Source organism: Brevibacterium sp. HMSC24B04 (assembly GCF_001806835.1).
Classification (GTDB): domain Bacteria; phylum Actinomycetota; class Actinomycetes; order Actinomycetales; family Brevibacteriaceae; genus Brevibacterium; species Brevibacterium ravenspurgense.
In genome coordinates, this window is the sequence record NZ_KV786095.1 from 47,946 (window position 1) to 64,463 (window position 16,518).

17 protein-coding genes and 1 pseudogene are annotated in these 16,518 nt (G+C 62.0%); 13 read left to right on the forward strand and 5 right to left on the reverse strand.

All coding sequences use genetic code 11. The features are described 5' to 3' along the window. The first annotated feature begins 47 nt into the window (after window positions 1–47). From HMPREF3092_RS07455 to HMPREF3092_RS07475, 5 genes are all read left to right on the forward strand, one after another. Window positions 48–1,553 (forward strand): MFS transporter, encoded by a 1,506-nt coding sequence (locus HMPREF3092_RS07455; protein WP_070424414.1) that lies wholly within the window; start codon window positions 48–50, stop codon window positions 1,551–1,553. Between the two features lie 179 nt (window positions 1,554–1,732). Further along, a complete protein-coding gene (locus tag HMPREF3092_RS07460; RefSeq protein WP_070424415.1) occupies window positions 1,733–3,013 on the forward strand; it encodes a dicarboxylate/amino acid:cation symporter in 1,281 nt (426 codons plus the stop codon). Beyond that, window positions 3,013–3,426, forward strand: coding sequence for a YchJ family protein (locus tag HMPREF3092_RS07465; RefSeq protein ID WP_070424416.1), 414 nt, complete (start codon window positions 3,013–3,015; stop codon window positions 3,424–3,426). The genes HMPREF3092_RS07460 and HMPREF3092_RS07465 overlap by 1 nt, the downstream gene beginning before the upstream one ends. A 5-nt stretch (window positions 3,427–3,431) precedes the next feature. Next, window positions 3,432–4,082: a phosphoribosylanthranilate isomerase gene (locus tag HMPREF3092_RS07470; protein WP_070424417.1), complete on the forward strand. Its 651-nt coding sequence runs from the start codon at window positions 3,432–3,434 to the stop codon at window positions 4,080–4,082. A 104-nt stretch (window positions 4,083–4,186) separates the two neighbouring features. Further along, the gene (locus HMPREF3092_RS07475) at window positions 4,187–5,023 is read left to right on the forward strand and encodes a poly(ethylene terephthalate) hydrolase family protein (RefSeq protein ID WP_070424418.1); all 837 of its coding nucleotides are present in this window, start codon (window positions 4,187–4,189) and stop codon (window positions 5,021–5,023) included. Window positions 5,024–5,132: 109 nt separating this feature from the next. Here HMPREF3092_RS07475 and HMPREF3092_RS07480 read toward each other — a convergent pair whose 3' ends face one another. Further along, entirely contained in the window at window positions 5,133–6,110 is a 978-nt protein-coding gene (locus HMPREF3092_RS07480) for a potassium channel beta subunit family protein (RefSeq protein ID WP_256174407.1), read from the reverse strand. Between the two features lie 94 nt (window positions 6,111–6,204). On the opposite strand from HMPREF3092_RS07480, the gene HMPREF3092_RS07485 reads away from it, so the two are divergent. The 4 genes and pseudogenes from HMPREF3092_RS07485 to HMPREF3092_RS07500 all read left to right on the forward strand — a co-directional run bounded on the left by HMPREF3092_RS07485 (window position 6,205) and on the right by HMPREF3092_RS07500 (window position 10,240). Then, window positions 6,205–6,462 carry a hypothetical protein gene (locus HMPREF3092_RS07485; RefSeq protein WP_019175526.1) on the forward strand — a complete coding sequence of 86 codons (258 nt, stop codon included), beginning with the start codon at window positions 6,205–6,207 and terminating at the stop codon, window positions 6,460–6,462. A 388-nt stretch (window positions 6,463–6,850) separates the two neighbouring features. Beyond that, on the forward strand, window positions 6,851–8,869 hold the full coding sequence (locus tag HMPREF3092_RS07490; protein ID WP_070424419.1) for a BCCT family transporter: 2,019 nt from the start codon (window positions 6,851–6,853) through the stop codon (window positions 8,867–8,869). A gap of 430 nt (window positions 8,870–9,299) precedes the next feature. Continuing rightward, the gene (locus HMPREF3092_RS07495) at window positions 9,300–9,704 is read left to right on the forward strand and encodes a DUF488 domain-containing protein (protein ID WP_218079017.1); all 405 of its coding nucleotides are present in this window, start codon (window positions 9,300–9,302) and stop codon (window positions 9,702–9,704) included. A 2-nt stretch (window positions 9,705–9,706) separates the two neighbouring features. Then, window positions 9,707–10,240: pseudogene (locus tag HMPREF3092_RS07500) on the forward strand (O-acetyl-ADP-ribose deacetylase). Between the two features lie 184 nt (window positions 10,241–10,424). Here HMPREF3092_RS07500 and HMPREF3092_RS07505 read toward each other — a convergent pair. Continuing rightward, the gene (locus tag HMPREF3092_RS07505) at window positions 10,425–10,940 is read right to left on the reverse strand and encodes an adenine phosphoribosyltransferase (protein ID WP_070424420.1); all 516 of its coding nucleotides are present in this window, start codon (window positions 10,938–10,940) and stop codon (window positions 10,425–10,427) included. A gap of 10 nt (window positions 10,941–10,950) precedes the next feature. Then, a complete protein-coding gene (locus tag HMPREF3092_RS07510) occupies window positions 10,951–11,697 on the reverse strand; it encodes a methyltransferase domain-containing protein (RefSeq protein ID WP_141737989.1) in 747 nt (248 codons plus the stop codon). A gap of 199 nt (window positions 11,698–11,896) precedes the next feature. Here HMPREF3092_RS07510 and HMPREF3092_RS07515 point away from each other — a divergent pair, with 199 nt between their 5' ends. The 4 genes from HMPREF3092_RS07515 (at window position 11,897) to tpx (ending at window position 14,677) form a co-directional block, all read left to right on the forward strand. After that, window positions 11,897–12,697 (forward strand): alpha/beta fold hydrolase, encoded by an 801-nt coding sequence (locus HMPREF3092_RS07515; RefSeq protein ID WP_070424422.1) that lies wholly within the window; start codon window positions 11,897–11,899, stop codon window positions 12,695–12,697. Window positions 12,698–12,780: 83 nt separating this feature from the next. Then, window positions 12,781–13,686 carry a sulfurtransferase gene (locus HMPREF3092_RS07520; protein ID WP_070424423.1) on the forward strand — a complete coding sequence of 302 codons (906 nt, stop codon included), beginning with the start codon at window positions 12,781–12,783 and terminating at the stop codon, window positions 13,684–13,686. Then, window positions 13,683–14,123, forward strand: coding sequence for a SufE family protein (locus HMPREF3092_RS07525; protein ID WP_070424424.1), 441 nt, complete (start codon window positions 13,683–13,685; stop codon window positions 14,121–14,123). The genes HMPREF3092_RS07520 and HMPREF3092_RS07525 overlap by 4 nt, the downstream gene beginning before the upstream one ends. Window positions 14,124–14,179: 56 nt before the next feature. After that, complete coding sequence (gene tpx / locus HMPREF3092_RS07530; RefSeq protein WP_062021878.1) at window positions 14,180–14,677, forward strand: thiol peroxidase; 498 nt, start codon at window positions 14,180–14,182, stop codon at window positions 14,675–14,677. A 119-nt stretch (window positions 14,678–14,796) separates the two neighbouring features. Here the strand turns inward: tpx and HMPREF3092_RS07535 are convergent, their stop codons facing one another. Both HMPREF3092_RS07535 and HMPREF3092_RS07540 read right to left on the reverse strand, forming a co-directional pair. Then, the gene (locus HMPREF3092_RS07535) at window positions 14,797–15,711 is read right to left on the reverse strand and encodes a patatin-like phospholipase family protein (RefSeq protein WP_070424425.1); all 915 of its coding nucleotides are present in this window, start codon (window positions 15,709–15,711) and stop codon (window positions 14,797–14,799) included. Beyond that, on the reverse strand, window positions 15,708–16,418 hold the full coding sequence (locus HMPREF3092_RS07540; RefSeq protein ID WP_019175515.1) for a PIG-L deacetylase family protein: 711 nt from the start codon (window positions 16,416–16,418) through the stop codon (window positions 15,708–15,710). The genes HMPREF3092_RS07535 and HMPREF3092_RS07540 overlap by 4 nt, the downstream gene beginning before the upstream one ends. Between the last annotated feature and the right edge of the window lie 100 nt (window positions 16,419–16,518).

Sequence of the window (16,518 nt, forward strand, 5' to 3'; positions counted from 1 at the left end):
ACTGCTCTTCGCTACAGTGACTGATGTCTCAAATTAGGAAGGTTTGTATGAGTTCTGACAGCAGCTCACAAGAATTGCTCGCATCAGACTACGCGCGCGAAGCCGAAGACCACGCGGCTGATCCAAAGGTTGTCCGCAGGGCAACAGCCGCCTCGGCCATCGGCAATATGACCGAGTGGTACGACTACGGCGTATACGCGATCGCCGCAACGTACATCGCCCATCACTTCTTCGATGCACTCGGCGAATACCAAATCATGGCCACCATGGCGACGTACGCCATTTCCTTCCTGGCAAGACCCCTCGGCGGGTTCTTCTGGGGTCCCATGGGCGACAAGATCGGCCGCAAGGGCGTGCTGGCCGCCACGATTCTGCTCATGGCCGGGGCAACAACCCTCATCGGCCTGCTTCCCACCTACCAGACGATCGGCGTCTGGGCGCCCATCCTGCTGATCATTCTGCGTCTGGTGCAGGGCTTTTCCACCGGCGGCGAATACGGCGGAGCAGCCACGTACATGGCTGAGTACGCCCCTAACCGCCGTCGCGGTTTCTTCGGTTCGTTCCTCGAGGCGAGCTCGCTGACCGGCTACGTCATCGGCGCCGCCCTCATGCTGCTCATCCAGTTCAACGTGACGCCTGAGCAGATGGACTCCTTCGGCTGGAGGATCCCGTTCCTCATCGCACTGCCCATGGGCCTCATCGGCTGGTACCTGCGCTCGAAGCTTGAAGACACCCCGGTGTTCAATGAAATCCAGGAAGACCCGGAAGAGGACGACACCTCGACAATGGATCGCTTCCGCGCGGTGTTCAAGGAGTACCGCCGCGACGTCATCATCCTGTTTGCACTGGTCGCAACCGTCAACATGGTCAACTACACGCTGCTGACCTACATGCCGTCCTACTTCGAAGCGCAGATCGGCATGGATTCGCAGACCTCGCTCATCGTGATCCTCGTCGGCGAGCTGTTCATCGTGCTGTTCATGCCGATCTTCGGTGCGGCTTCCGATAAGTTCGGTCGTCGTCCGCTGTGGTTCTTCACCACAATTGCGGTGGGTGTCCTCGCGATCCCCATGTTCAAGATGATGTCGCTGGGCTTCGGCTTTGCCCTCGTGGGCTTCGCCGTGCTCGGGATTGCCTACGTGCCGATGCTCGCGACGATTTCGGCGACTTTCCCGGCGATGTTCCCCGCGCACGTGCGCCTGCTGGGCTTCTCGGTCACCTACAACCTGTCAGTGTCGGCTCTCGGCGGTACTGCCGGACTGATCAACGAAGCCGGCGTCAAGGCAACAGGTGACCTCCTGTTCCCGGCGTATTACATGATCCTCGCCTGCGTCATCGGTCTGGTGGCCACGTGGTTCATGCCAGAAACCGCTGGTGCATCGATTCACGGTCGCCAGCAGCCCGGCACCGTCGGCACCCGCGTGATGCCGCAGTCGCCCGCGGACAAAGCACTGGCTGGGCGTCGTCAGCCCGGCCAGCGCGGCATGACGCACGACGAAATGGTCGAAAAGGCTGAACGCGTCGCAGAAGAAGACGAATCCAGCGACGCTTGAGCTCACAGGCCGTAAAGCCGCACGGCACCTCGTCTGCACAGGGGCCTTCGGTCCACTCTCCGGAGTGAACCGAAGGCCCTTATTCGTGCGCCGCGTGCACGGGCATCCCCGGGCTTCCCTAGAATCCTGTGTATTCCCTTAATGCCATTCTTTGTTCACCGCAGAAAGCACAACAACTCATGAAGCTGATCCGTTCACTCCCGCTTCTGGTGTGGATCGTCATCGCGATCGTCCTCGGAATCCTCGTCGGCCCGATCCTGCCGGCCTGGCTCGGCGGAGTTTTCGCCACCTACAATTCCGTGTTCTCCGGTCTGCTGTCGTTCGTTGTGCCGCTCATCATCTTCGGTCTTGTCGCACCGGCAATTGCAGAACTAGGCAAAGGGGGAGGTAAGCAGCTGGGCGTGACCGCGGGCATCTCCTACACCTCGACCCTGCTTGCAGGTCTGCTGGCCTTCTTCACCTCCAGCTGGCTGTTCCGGTCCTCGCTTGAGGGCACCGACATCAAGGGCATCGCCGATGCGGAGGGCGAGGGCTTCGCCCCGTTCTTCACCGTGGTCAGCGAGGCCACTGAGATCGACCCCGACGACCCTTTGGCCGCGGCCGATGTGGCTACCGAAATCGTGCTGGAGCCCGTCATCGGCGTCATGAGCGCCCTCGTTTTGGCCATCATCATCGGTGCGGGCCTGACGGCGTTCCGCAGCCGTGTTCTTTTCCGAGGCGCCATCGAGTTCCGCTCGATTGTCGAAAGCCTCATCCGCAACGTCATCGTGCCAGCTCTGCCGCTGTTCATCTTCGGGATCTTTGCAGAGCTTGCCCACAGCGGTGCAGCTGTCATCGTCGTGCAGAAGTTCCTGCTGGTGGTCATAGTGTCGTTCGCGCTGACCCTCTTCATGTTGCTCATCCAGTACACGGGGGCCGGAGCAATTGCGGGACGCAACCCCGTGAAGTCGCTGTGGAACATGCGCGATGCCTACTTCACCGCACTTTGCACGGCATCGTCTGCCGCGACGATCCCGGTGACACTGCGCTCAGCCAAGAAGAACGGCGTGTCTGACACCGTGGCCGGCTTCGTTGTTCCCCTGTGCGCGACCGTTCACCTGTCGGGTTCGATGATCAAGATCACGTGCTTCTCGATGGCCGTCCTCATGATCACCGGCGGTGACACATCGTTCCTGACGTACCTGCCGTTCATCCTCATGCTCGGCGTCATGATGATTGCCGCACCGGGTGTTCCCGGCGGCGCGATTGCCGCCGCGGCCGGTCTGCTCACGCAGATGCTCGGCTTTGGCGAGGTGGAAGTGGGCCTCATGTTCGCCGCCTACATTGCGCTCGACAGCTTCGGCACGGCCGCCAACGTCACCGGTGATGGCGCGATTGCCATGATCGTCGACAAGATCGGCGGCCGTCCCGCGGAGGGCTCCGGGCAGGATGAAAACGACCGCATCATCGAAGCGACCTGATGATTCCCCGCAGAACCTCTGACACGTGCCCCTGCGGCGGCCTTCCATCCGGTGCCGTCTTGGGTGACTGCTGCCTGCCGTTGCTGGAAGGCACACGCACAGCCGACACAGTTGAGGCGCTCATGCGCTCGCGGTTTACTGCTTTTGCCCTAGGCAACGCCGACTACCTGTTCCGCACGTGGCATCCCCGTACGCGACCGGCTGATACACAGCCGGATGCCGAGGTGGAGTGGACTTCTCTTGACATCCTCGACACGGTCGATGGGGGAGCGGGCGATACGACGGGGATCGTCGAGTTCGCGGCTCACTATCGTGTTGGTGGCGAGACAGGCACCATGCGGGAGCGCTCGTCTTTTGCTGTCCGGGCCGGCCGCTGGTTCTACGTTGACGGTGAACATGAAAGCGCAGGCTGAGTACAGTGACTGACTCTCTTTTCGTCAAAATCTGCGGTGTCCGAACTCGCAACGACGTGCGGGCTGCCGTCGAAGCAGGCGCTGACGCGCTGGGTATCATGCACTACGCGCCATCGCCTCGGCACGTCGACGCAGACACCGCGGAACAGCTTGTCACCTGGATTCACGAGGCGGGGTCAGCGCTCGCGGTTCTCGTGGTCTTCGACATGGACGCGGCTGATGCTGCTTCCATGGCTCAGCGGATCGGTGCTGATGCCCTGCAGCTGCACGGCCACTACGAGCACTCCGATTTCACCGCTGCACGTGCTGCTGCACCGGGCTTGAAGCTGTGGCGTGCTGTGTCTCTGGCCCACGACCCTGAAGCCCACGCCGGCGCATTCGGCGACGACCTCCTGCTGCTTGATGCTCCCGCGCCGGGCGCAGGTCAGCGGTGGGACCAAACCCAGCTGCACAAACGCGACCGAGGACCGTTTGTCCTCGCCGGCGGCCTCAACCCCGACAACGTCGCCCAGGCCGCCGAATCTTCGGGGGCGATCGGCGTCGACGTGTCATCCGGTGTGGAATCCAGTCGGGGAGTGAAGGACCACGCCCTCATCCGGACCTTCATCGAAAAGACGCGGTTCGTGCGGAAGCCGGCGGCACCTCGTCAGTCCTGAGCCTCCCAGCACAGCTGGGGAGCCAACACGCGGTCGGCACCTGAGCCGAAAACGGGCTGTGCGGCGGTACATTGAATGAGTCTTCCCCACATTCCAGGAGTGCCATGTCAGGCAGGTTCGTCAGTCGACGATCATTTGCGCTCGGCAGCCTCGCAGCCGCCGCTCTGACCGTCATGCCCGCGGCCCGCACCCAGTACGGTGCGGTCAGTGCTTCAGCCGCTGACGTCCGCCTTCCCGGACCCCACAAACTCCTCCAGTCGCGCCTGGTCAGAACCCCCGGCTACGGTGCCGCAACCCTGTTCTGGCCGCGCGAACCGCAGGCGCGCTGCCCCGTTGTCGTCACATTCCCCGGCTATACGGGCAAAGCCGAGGAAATGCACACGATCGCCAAGCGACTCGCCACCCACGGCTGCGCTGTTCTGGCCGCAGGATCAATCGAACCGAAGGCATTTCCGGAGTACCGGGCCAAGCAGATGCTCGCCGCACTCGATGACGCCCGCGGTCGCGGTGAATGGGCAAGCGTCATCGACCCGGCGAAAACCGCGCTGGTCGGCTACTCCATGGGCGGCGGAGGGGCGCTTACCGCTGCGGAGCGCGAAAATGTGTCCGCTGTTGTTGCCCTCAACCCCTGGGCACAGCGCGGCTTCAGCAAAGTCACATCACCGGTGCTCATCGTGGGCGGCAGCAACGACACGGTCGCGCCCATGAGCGAACACGCCCGACCCATCTACACCAGCATGAAGAAGTCGCGGCAGCGGGCAATGCTCACACGGATTGCCGGTCGACATAACAGCGGAATCATCGACGACCCGCTCATCCTTTCGCGCATTACGGCGTTCATCAAAGTCCATGCCGCCGGTGAAGCCGCCTACCAGCCAGCGCTGAAGGCCAAAGCGGAGTCACTGACGCGCTGGCAAATGGACCCTGCACCGGGGGCATAGAACGCTTCTAGCGTTTGAGTGCGCAAGGCGCAGAAAACAGCGGGGCGAGCGGCTGTATGTGCCGCCGGCCCCGCATGTTATTTCAGTCAGAGATTCGATACGCGGGCCATCAGCTGAAGATTTCGTCCAGCTGGGCCTTGAGGCCGTCGTCCAAACGCTCCTTGGCAATCAGCGCACCCATGTTGTCCTTGACCTGAGCAACTGAGCTTGCGCCCGTGATGACCGTCGACACGCGTGGGTTCTTCAGCAGCCACGCAAGCGACAGCTGTGCTGGAGTCACGTCGAGGTCGCGGGCCATGTCGACCACGCGGCGCACACGGTCAGCGGTTTCCGGTTTGGTGGATTCCTCCGCCAAGTGGCTGTGGCCCTTTGCCGTCGCACGTGAACCCTCGGGGACGCCGTCGAGGTACTTGCCGGTGAGGATCCCGCCGGCCAACGGACTCCACGTGGTCAGGCCCAGGCCGATGTCGTCGTAGAGGCGCGCGTATTCGTCTTCGACGCGGGTGCGGTTGAGCAGGTTGTACTGCGGCTGTTCCATATACGGCTTGTGCAGGTGGTGCCGCTCCGCGATCTCATAGGCGCCGCGGATCTCCTCGGCTGACCATTCGGAGGTTCCCCAGTACAGGGCCTTGCCGCTGGAGACGATGTCGCTCATCGCCCACACGGTTTCCTCCAGCGTGGTGTCCGGGTCGGGACGGTGGCAGAACACGAGGTCAACGAAGTCGAGACCCAAACGCTCGAGCGAACCGTCGATGCCCTGCATCAGGTACTTGCGGTTGAGGGTGTTCTTGAGGTTGACGTTGTCCTCAATTCCCCAGAACAGCTTGGTCGAAATGACATAGGAATTGCGCTTCCAGCCGAGCTCCTCAATGGCCTGTCCCATGATCTCTTCGGATTTCCCGCCGGCGTAGACCTCGGCGTTGTCGAAGAAGTTGACACCGGCTTCGGCAGCGGTCTGCATGCACTCCTTGGCAAGGCCGGTGTCAATGGAATCGCCGAACGTGACCCACGAACCGAACGACAGTTCGCTCACTTTGAGGCCCGCGCGGCCCAGACGGTTGTACTGCATCTGCGTGTTCTCACTCATGCCCCCAGCCTAGGACCGCGCCGGGGCGGATGTCAGCCCCAAAAGCGGGGGTGATGGGACGCTCGCTGAGGCTGTTTGCTTCAATGGAGGGGTGATGAAGACAGATGTAAACATCCGCCCGTTCACCGAAACCACACCCGTAACGCTCACTTCTGAGCAGTTCGCCGAAGAATTCGGCATCCCGGAGAGCGCCTGCGAAGAGTTCATTCGCCTGGCCGTTCTCAACGACAGCTTTTCCTATGACGCGCAGCTGGACGTCTTTGCCGAAAAGACCCCGCGCGAAGACTACGCACCCTGGGTGCGCGGTCTCCTCAACTACAACCGGGCCCGCCAGACAGCGGCAGCTGTCTGAGTCGGCACAGCTCACAAACCAAAGGCACGAGGCGGAAGGCGACTTCCGCCTCGTGCTTTTGTTCTGTTTTCTGCCAGCTGGTTTGTGTTGTGGGGTGTGCCGCTCAGTAGTCGATGTGCGCTTCGCTCGGCGCGCCGCCCGAACGCAGACTCACGCGTAAATGCAGCTTTGCGCTGTAATGCGCTGCATTAACGCGTGAATCTGCATTAGAGCGTGATTCCAGCCTGGGAACGGGCCCGCCAGACAGCGGCAGCTGTCTGAGCCGACACAGCCCACAAACCAAAGGCACGAGGCGGAAGGCGACTTCCGCCTCGTTCTTTTGTTCTGCTTTCCTCCCCGAAAAGCGATGATCTTGCAATAGGTCGGGGGATTCCTAAGGTATACAGATATGAACGAAAAGCCTCAGACACCTGCGGAAGAGAAAAGCACTCCGCCGGCGACACCCCAGGGCAAACTGGATAAGACCCTGCGCGCCGGTAAGAAGATCTTTCAGCCGCCCAAATACCCTCACGGGGTTCATCCGGCGCTCGTGCCGGGCGTGTCGATTGAAGACCAGCGTGTTCGCTACGGCGTTGACAAGCCGATCCTCGTGGTCGTCGGTGCGCTCATCGTGTCCTTCGTGGCGTGGGGCATTGCTCAGCCGGATGTTGTGAAGAGCGTTTCCGGCGTCATGCTCACGTGGACGATGCAGAACCTCGGCTGGATCTTCACGGTGATTGCCGCGGGCCTGCTCATCTTCCTTTTGGTTTTGGCTTTCAGCCGGGCCGGCCGCATCCCACTGGGGCTCGACGGTGAAAAACCCGAGTTCTCCACCGGTTCGTGGGCGGCGATGCTGTTCGCGGCGGGAATCGGCATTGCGCTGATCTTCTTCGGCCCCTACGAACCGCTGCTGCACTACCTTGAGCCGCGGCCCAACGCCTATGAGGGCGGAACCGATCCCGCCATCGTCGGCGGACTCGTGCAGACCGCGCTGCACTGGGGTCTCAACGCCTGGGCTATTTACGCCATCGTGGGTCTGTCAGTCGCCTACTTTTCGTTCCGCCGCGGGCGCGTGCCGCTCATGTCGTCAATCCTCAGCTTCATCACGGGTGATTCGAATACGTTGGGCTCGCGGATCATCGACGGCCTGGCCATCATCGCCACCCTGTTCGGAACCGCCGCCTCACTGGGCATCGGTGCTCTGCAGATTGCCCGGGGTGCCCAGGTGGTCACCGGTTGGAACACCGCCGGCAACACGATTGCCATCCTCATCATCATGGTGCTGACAATCGGCACCATCATCTCGGCCGTTTCGGGTGTTTCGAAGGGCATCCGCATTCTGTCGAATACCAACATGTGGCTGTCGGTCGGTTTGGCGTTCTTCTTCCTGATCCTCGGCCCGACGGCGTTCCTGCTCAACGTCGTACCCGGCGTCGTCATCGACTACGTGGGTGAACTGCCGACAATGTTGGCGCGCAACATGTCCGAGGGAGAGGACACGGAGGCATTTCTCACTGACTGGACGATCTTCTACTGGGCATGGTGGGTCAGCTGGTCGCCGTTCGTCGGCATCTTCACCGCGAAGATCTCGCGTGGACGCACCATCCGTCAGTTCGTCATGGGCGTGCTGCTCATCCCGTCGTCGATCATCGTGCTGGCCTTCACCATTCTGGGCGGTACCGCCATCTACCTTGAGCACACGGCAGGTGCAATCACCGGCGGCACCGGCGAAATGCCGGCACCGGAAGAGACCATCTTCATTGTGCTCGACCACCTGCCCGGCGGACAGATCGTCGCTCCGCTTCTCATGTTCATGCTGGCCATCTTCTTCATCACGACTGCAGATTCGGCTTCACTGGTCAACTCGCAGCTGGCACAGAAGGGCAATCCCTTCCCTCGCCGCGGCGTGACCGTGTTCTGGTCGTTGTGCATGGCCGGCATCGCCGTTGTGATTCTGCTGACCGGCGGAGACGACGCCCTGCAGGGCCTGCAGAACCTCATTGTCATCACGGCCCTGCCGTTCTCGGTCATCATCGTTCTCATGTGCGTCGGGCTGTGGAAGGCGCTGCGCAGTGACCCGCGCACGTACCGGCAGAACTACCAGCGCAAGGTCCTCGACAACGCCGTTCGCTACGGTCTGGAGAACTACGGTGACAACTTCGCCGTCAAGGTCGAACAGACCGAACCGAACTCTGAGTACTCTGCGGGCTACGGCTTCGATTCCACGTCGGAAGAAGCGACCGACTGGTATCAGCGCACAGACTCTGAGGGCAACCCGGTGCCGTACGACTACGAAACCGGCGAATACCTCGATCCGCACGGCCAGCTTGACTTCATGACGAAGGAACAGCGCCGTGAACGCGCAAAGTTGGAAAAGGAAGCCCGCAAACGCGCCAAGCGCATGAATAAGCGCTCCAGGAAACGCTGAGGTTTCCTTTCTAACCAGATTCACGCGTTAATGCAGCTTTGCGCGTTAATGCGCTGCATTAACGCGTGAATCTGCATTTAAGCGTGATTCCGGCCTGGGAACGGGTGGGCGGCAGCTGTCTGAGTCGGCACAGCCCACAAACCAAAGGCACGAGGCGGAAGGTGACTTCCGCCTCGTTCTTTTGTTTTCATTTCCTCTTGCGGGTTTGTGTTGTGGGTCGCGCCGGTCAGTAGTCGATGTGCGCTTTGCTGGGTGTGCCGCCTGAACGCAGATTCACGCGCTAATGCAGCTTTGCGCTTTAATGCGCTGCATTAACGCGTGAATCTGCATTTAAGCGTGATTCCAGCCTGAGGCAATGGTGGGGGTGCTTCCCGTCGGGGCAGTTGAAGCGAGACACTGGGAGTGCCAATCCACCGAGAAAGGAGCTTCAATGGCAGAGCTGAGCTCGAAGTGGACTTTCCGCCGCACATACGGGGAGGCACCGGAGACTAAGGGCACTCGCGTGCTCGTCGACCGCATGTGGCCGCGGGGAGTCAAAAAGGAAGCCCTCGACATTGACGAATGGGCCAAAGACGCCGCTCCCACGCCCGAGCTTCGATCGTGGTTCCACGATGACCGCGAAGGCCGCTGGTCAGAGTTTCAGAGCCGCTACCGAGCCGAACTTGATGACAATGCCGATGCGGCAGACCTAGCCGAAAGGCTCTCCCACAGCGCGCACGTCACTTTGCTGACAGCCGCGAAAGACATCGAACACTCCCACGTGCCAGTGCTTGCCCACTGGCTGCAGGACAACGCCGGGCAGTCAGGCACTGAGCCCCACACAGAGGAGCGATGACGATGGATCTGTGCATTGAACCAGGCGACATCACACAGCAGACAGTCGACGCGATCGTGAATGCGGCGAACTCCACGCTCATGGGCGGAGGAGGCGTCGATGGGGCCATTCACCGCGCCGGCGGACCTGAGATTCTGGCCGAATGCAAACAGCTGCGCGAGAGCACGTACCCCGACGGGCTGCCGGCTGGTCAGGCTGCAGCAACAACCGGGGGAGAGCTGCCCGCCCGCTGGGTCATCCACACCGTCGGGCCGGTGTATGCCAAGACAGAAGACCGGTCGGCAACGCTGGCTTCGGCCTACCGGGAATCCCTGCGTTAGGCCAAGCGGATCGGCGCGCACAGCGTTGCGTTTCCGGCGATTTCGGCAGGCGTGTACGGCTGGCCGATGGACGACGCTGCCCGCATTGCAGTCGAAACCGTCAGGGAAACGGCCGACGAAGTGGGCGACGTTGTCACTCGCGTGGTGTTTGTGCCCTTCGGCGAGCAGGCCGAGCGCGCCTTCCGCGCTCAGCTGGATTCGCCGACGACTGTCTGACGCCCCGAGCTGACTGACGCATTCACGTGCTGACGCAGTTCTGCGCTTCGCAGGGTGCACATCCCCAACGCAGACTCACGCGCTAATGCAGTTTTGCGCGCTAATGCGCCGCATTAGAGCGTGAAACCGCATTAAAGCGCAAGTCTGGCTTTGCAAAGGCTGGCGGAGTCAGCTGCCCCGCGGCTCACACCGCGAAAAGAGAGTGCACGTTCGGGACGCGCTCGCGGCCGTTAAGGCCCTCAAGCTCCAGCAGAACGGACGTTCCGACGGTCTTCGCGCCGAGTGTGTTGATGAGCTCCAGGCCCGCGGCAAGTGTGCCTCCGGTTGCGAGGATGTCGTCAATGAGAAGCACCCGCACGCCAGGGGCCAGCTGGTCGCTCGCCTCAATTGCCGCTGAACCGTATTCAAGGTCGTACTCAACTCGCGCAGCGGGAACCGGCAGCTTGCCGGCTTTGCGCAGCGGGACGAAGCCCGTCCCGGCCAGAGCCGCAGCAACACCGGCGAAGATGAATCCGCGCGCCTCGATTCCGGCGACAACATCGAACTGACCGGCAAACGGTTCGACCATGAGCTCGGCTGCGCGTCGCAGAGCCCAGGCATCAGCCAGCAGCGGCGTGATGTCCTGGAACTGGATGCCCGCGGACGGGTAGTCCGGAATGACGCGAATAAAAGAGCTCAGGCGGGAAAGATCATCAGTCACGCCCCGTAGTCTAACGGTCGGCCTGGCCGCCTGATCGACGGTGCCACGGGGACACGACGACGGAGAACTCAGCCGTCACATCATCCGTGAAAACATGCGGGTCAATGTGCCGGGCCGAGGGCGTCATGCCGATCAGTTCGCGCGCCTGACGGGCGCTCAAATGCAGGGGATGGTTCACGAGGCGCCGCTCACCTTCTGCAAAGAACGGTTCGAGTGACCGCTGGAGCCGGCTTTCTTTGTGCTCATCGATGCTCACGGTCCCGTCGTGAGACTGCAGCAGCGCTGCCAAATGCCTCTGTGTGGGACGGGCGGTGATGAGCGCACTACCGGGTTTGAGAACCCTGTGGAATTCAGCGGGCACCCTGGGGGAGAACACGCTGAGAATCACATCAACGCTGCTGTCCTCAAGAGGCAAGGGTCGGTAGACATCCCATGTAAAAGCAGTGATGTCACGGTGGGCTTTTGCAGCCGCAGCTGCTGCCGCGGGAGCTGAATCAAAAGCGTAGGCCCGCGCAGCCACACCCGCTTCAGCACAGGCGTTCAGCACTGCGGCACAGTAGTAGCCGGTTCCGCAGCCGGCATCGAGCACGGTGAGGGGAGCGGGGGAGCCGGCGGGCTCCTCGGCGGCGGGCACTTCGTCAGCGGGCGCCGCGAGAGCGGACCCGGACTGTGCCTCTTCGACTGCGCAGCGTGCGAGCTCAGCGGCCAACTGCGAATACAGACCTGAGTCCAGGAAGCTGCGGCGAGCAGCGACCATATCGGCAGTGTCACCGCTGCGAGCCTTCGGGCCTGACAGCAGTGAAAGATAGCCCTTCCTGGCCCGCGCAAAGTTGTGCCGCCCTCCGCATTCAACTGCACGGACACGGTCACTCTCACCGACGGCGTGCAGCTTCCCCTGGCAGACCGGGCAGCGCAGCAGACTAAGATCAAGCACCGAACCAGTTTAGGGAGGCCCCATGCAGTTGTCCTATACCGCCTACGGCACCACCGGACCGGCAGTCGTCTTCCTCCACGGCCTGATGGGTCGGGGGCGCAACTTCCTCACCGCGGCAAAAGCGCTGGAGGACGAGTACCGGTGTTTCCTCGTTGATCTGCCCAACCACGGAAGCTCCCCGTGGACCGAAGACTTCGACTACGAAGACATGGGCCAGGCCGTCATCGAGTTCATAGAAAACGTGGTCCTGCCGGAAACCGGCGAAGACTCCGTTGTGCTGCTGGGCCATTCGATGGGTGCGAAAACCGCTATGGTCGCCGCTTTGCGCAAACCCCAGCTGTTCACAGCACTTATTGTCGAAGACATGTCGCCTGTCAGTTCGAAGGACTCCAACTTCGTGCCGCTTCTGAGCGCGCTCGCCGGCCTTGATCTCGAAGCGCTCTCAAGCCGCAGCCAGGCTGACGCTGAACTCGAAGAGGCCGGTGTATCCGATCCCACCGTCCGCGGTTTCCTCCTGCAGAACCTGCGCCGGTCTGACAGCGGCTTTGAGTTCCAGGCAAACGTAAAAATGCTCAACAGCGCGGTGGGAGACATCAACGCGTTCCCCGATTTCACAGGCACTGCCTATGACGGTCCAGTCCTGTGGATGGGCGGAGCGAAGTCGAACTACATCAAGGACGAACACGACGAACCCATGCGTGCTCTCTTCCCACGCGCACACAAAGTCATGGTCAAAGACGCAGGTCACTGGGTGCACTCAGAAAAACCTGAGGAATTCTTGGCGGTGCTTCGCGGTTTCCTTAAGCAGACCGCCGACAAGTGAGGTAGTCCTCAATTGCTTCGGCGGCACACACGTCCATTAGGCTAGAAAAACATTGTCTATTGCCTACGCATCTCGGAGGCCCAGTGAACGCTTCACCCGACACCACCGACCCGAAGTTCGCCGACTACGCGCACCCGGAAGCTCTCGTCTCCACCGCGTGGGTGGCTGAGAACCTCAACACCCCCGGTGTTGTCATCGTCGAATCTGACGAAGACGTCCTGCTCTACGAAACCGGCCACATTCCCGGCGCGGTCAAGATCGACTGGCACACCGAACTGAACGACCAGGTGGTCCGCGACTACGTGCAGGGCCCCGAATTCGCCGAAATGATGAGCGCCAAGGGCATCAGCCGCGACGACACGATCGTCGTCTACGGCGACAAGTCCAACTGGTGGGCCGCATATGCCATGTGGGTATTCAAACTGTTCGGCCACGAAGACGTTCGGCTCATGGACGGCGGCCGCGCAAAGTGGGAAGCCGAAGGCCGCGAAATGACGCGCGAAAAGCCGCAGCGTGAACGCACTGACTACCCGGTGGTCGAACGCAACGATGCACCTATCCGCGCGCTCCTGCCCGAGGTGCTGGAAGCCATCGGCCAGATTCCGCTGATCGACGTGCGCAGCCCGCAGGAATACACCGGTGAGCGCACCCACATGCCGGACTACCCGGAAGAGGGCGCTCTGCGCGGCGGACACATTCCCACCGCTCACTCGGTGCCGTGGGCAACCGCGGCCAATGAGGACGGCACGTTCAAATCGGCTGATCAGCTGCGCAAGATCTACATTGACGACCTTGGGCTGGGCAAGACCGACGTTGCCTACGCCTACTGCCGGATCGGTGAACGCTCCAGCCACACGTGGTTCGTGCTGTCCTACCTTCTGGGCTTTGAGAACGTGAAGAACTACGACGGTTCCTGGACCGAATGGGGCAACGCCATGCGCGTGCCGATCGTCCAGGGAGACCAGCCGGGAGAGGCTCCACAGAAGTGACTATTCCGCAGGCACTGCAGGAAATCGCCGACGACTTCGGCGCGATGGAGGAAAGCCAGCGGCTGGAACTGCTGCTGGAATTCAGCGACGAACTGCCGGACCTTCCACAGCGGCTGAAGGGCGATCCAAAGCTGCTTGAGCCCGTTCCGGAATGCCAGTCGCCGATCTTCATCCGCGTGGAGGTCGACGGCACCCAGCCGGACAGCACGGTGCACCTGTTCTTTTCGGCACCGGCGGAAGCTCCGACCACGCGCGGCTTCGCGGGGATCCTGAATGAGGGCCTGGATGGAGCAACCGTGCAGACAGTCCTCGACGTTCCCGCAGATTTCCCGCTTAAGCTCAACATTGAAAAGCAGGTCAGTCCGCTGCGGCTGAACGGAATGTCGGGCATGTTGGCCCGCATTCAGCGTCAGGTACGCGAAAAAGCGCAGCAGTGACCTCCCGTCCGGTGGTCTAACACCGCAGGGCAGGCCAATCTACGAAAGGAATTCTCATGGCAGACATCACTTTCCAGGGCGACCCCATCACCACCGTCGGAAACCTTCCCGAAAAGGGTGCGCAGGCTCCCGCTTTCACCCTGGTGGGCACGGATCTTTCCGACGTTGAACTGAAGAACTTCGCCGGCAAGCAGCTGGTCATCAACATCTTCCCCAGCATTGACACCGGCGTGTGCCAGGCGAGTGTCCGCGCTTTCAATGAAAAGGCCGGCGGCCGTGACAACACGGTTGTCCTCAACGTGTCGAAGGACCTTCCGTTTGCGCAGGAGCGCTTCTGCGCGGCTGAGGGCATTGACAATGTCGTGAGCGCCTCGGCGTTCCGTTCCTCCTTCGGTGAGGACTACGGCGTCACGATGACTGCAGGCCCGCTGAAGGGTCTTCTGTCGCGCGCGGTTGTCGTTGTGGACGCCGAAGGTTCGGTCGTCTACACCGAGCAGGTTCCCGAAATCGGTCAGGAACCGGATTACGAGGCGGCACTGGGCGCGCTCAAGTAAAGCTCACTGGTCAGCACTCGGCTGATTGGAAGGGCCGGTGGGAGGAAACCCCGCCGGCCCTTTCTTTTGTCCTCAGTGGGCGGCCGTCTCAAACCGACAGCGCGCAGCTGCAGCGACGCTCATTCGTATGATAGCCCCAGGAAGTCTCGCAGCCCGGGCAGTTTGCGGCGACCGACGGACAGCCCGTGCCGGTGTGCCGCCGCCAGCTGCGACAGGTTCCGGGTCGAATTGCCGATCTGCATGATGTCCGGTTCGATGATGAAGGCTCTGCCTTCTGCTTCGAGGTCGAACAGCTGTTCGCGGATGCTGTTGTAGCGTGCCGCCCGGGTTTCCATTGCCGCGGGGACCGCGGGCAGCCGACGGAAGATCTGCCGGGTGCTGTGTTTGAACCGCGCGGGCGATTTCCGGTACCGGCGTTCTTGGGTCAGCACGAATACGCCCCGGTCAAAACCCGCATCGAGCATGGCCGGCAGAGCGATTCCGCCGCCGTCGCCAAGAGCGCCGTCAACGTAGAGTGTGCCGTCAACGTCTGTGACGGGCATGACGATCGGCATGGTCGATGACGCTCGCACTCTCAGCAGGTAGTCGTCCATCGTGGGGAAGTCAGCACGCCGCCATTCGACGGTCGTGCCGTCTTCGGCATTGAACGCCACAACGGACACTTCTGACGGGTGTGCGCAGAAGGTGTCCCAGTCAAGCGGCAGGGCCTGATCGGGCAGGGCGGTGTTCTGGTAGATGTATTCGGCGTTGAACAGCCCTTGCCCGCGCGCAAAAGTCTTCAGCGACCCGAACTGCGGGTCGGTGGAGAACTCCACGAAGCTGCGCCTGGCGCGATCGATGTCGCGCGACACCAGGTTCGCTGTCGTCGAAGTGCCCGCACTGACCCCGAAGGTGTGCGGGAAGTCGATGCCGGCCCGAATGAGTGTGATGGCAATGCCGGCCGAGAACGCCGCCCGCATGCCTCCGCCCTCAAACACGAGTGCGGTGTCGGTGACGCTCGGCCCGGAACCCGGCTGCCACGGAACAGCTGTCACAGCCGCACCTCACGGACTGGCAGAGCGGCCTCAATCCCGAGGCGCCTGCCGGCTTCCTCTGTGACACCCCGGTTGATCTCTTCTGGGGTGGGGTGGTCGGGCAGCGCTGCAAGGTACTGTTCGTGGGCTGCCAGTGAGGCGATGCCCTTCTGCAGAGGTTCGCCGGACACATCGACATAGTGCGTGGGTTTGGTTGCTGCACAGAATAGGGCCCGGTCGACCTTCCAGCGCTTAAGACCCAGGTCCTGGAAGATCCACGGGTTGTCGGCATCGCGAATGGCGTCCATGAGTGCCATACCGCAGGCACGGTGGTCGACGTGGTTGATGCCGAAGCCGACTTCGAGTTCCCACGTCAGTGAGATCGCCATCTGCGGCCGTACTTCGCGGATCTTGCGGGCAATGGCCTTGCGCACGCTGTGGTCGGGTTCCAGCAGTCCGTCCGGGAAGCCAAGGATTTCCAGTGACGCCGCACCGACGACGTCGCAGGCGGCCTGCTGTTCTTCCGCGCGAAGGGCTGCGGTCCGGTCTGGTTCGATGGAGGCGATGCCGGCTTCTCCGGCGGTCAGCAGCAGATAGTGAATTTCGATTCCCTCTGCCGCCCACTTGGCAACTGCTGCCGATGCTCCGTACTCCATGTCGTCCGGGTGGGCCACAACCGCGAGCACCCGTTCAACGCCTTCGGTGTCCAGCTTCGCAAGGTCAGTCATACCGCTCACTCTAGCGGCGCCTCGTCAGCACTCGGAAGCGAACACGGCAGCCGAACAAAGAAGCGGGGCGGCAGTTCGATCAGAACTGCCGCCCCGCTCA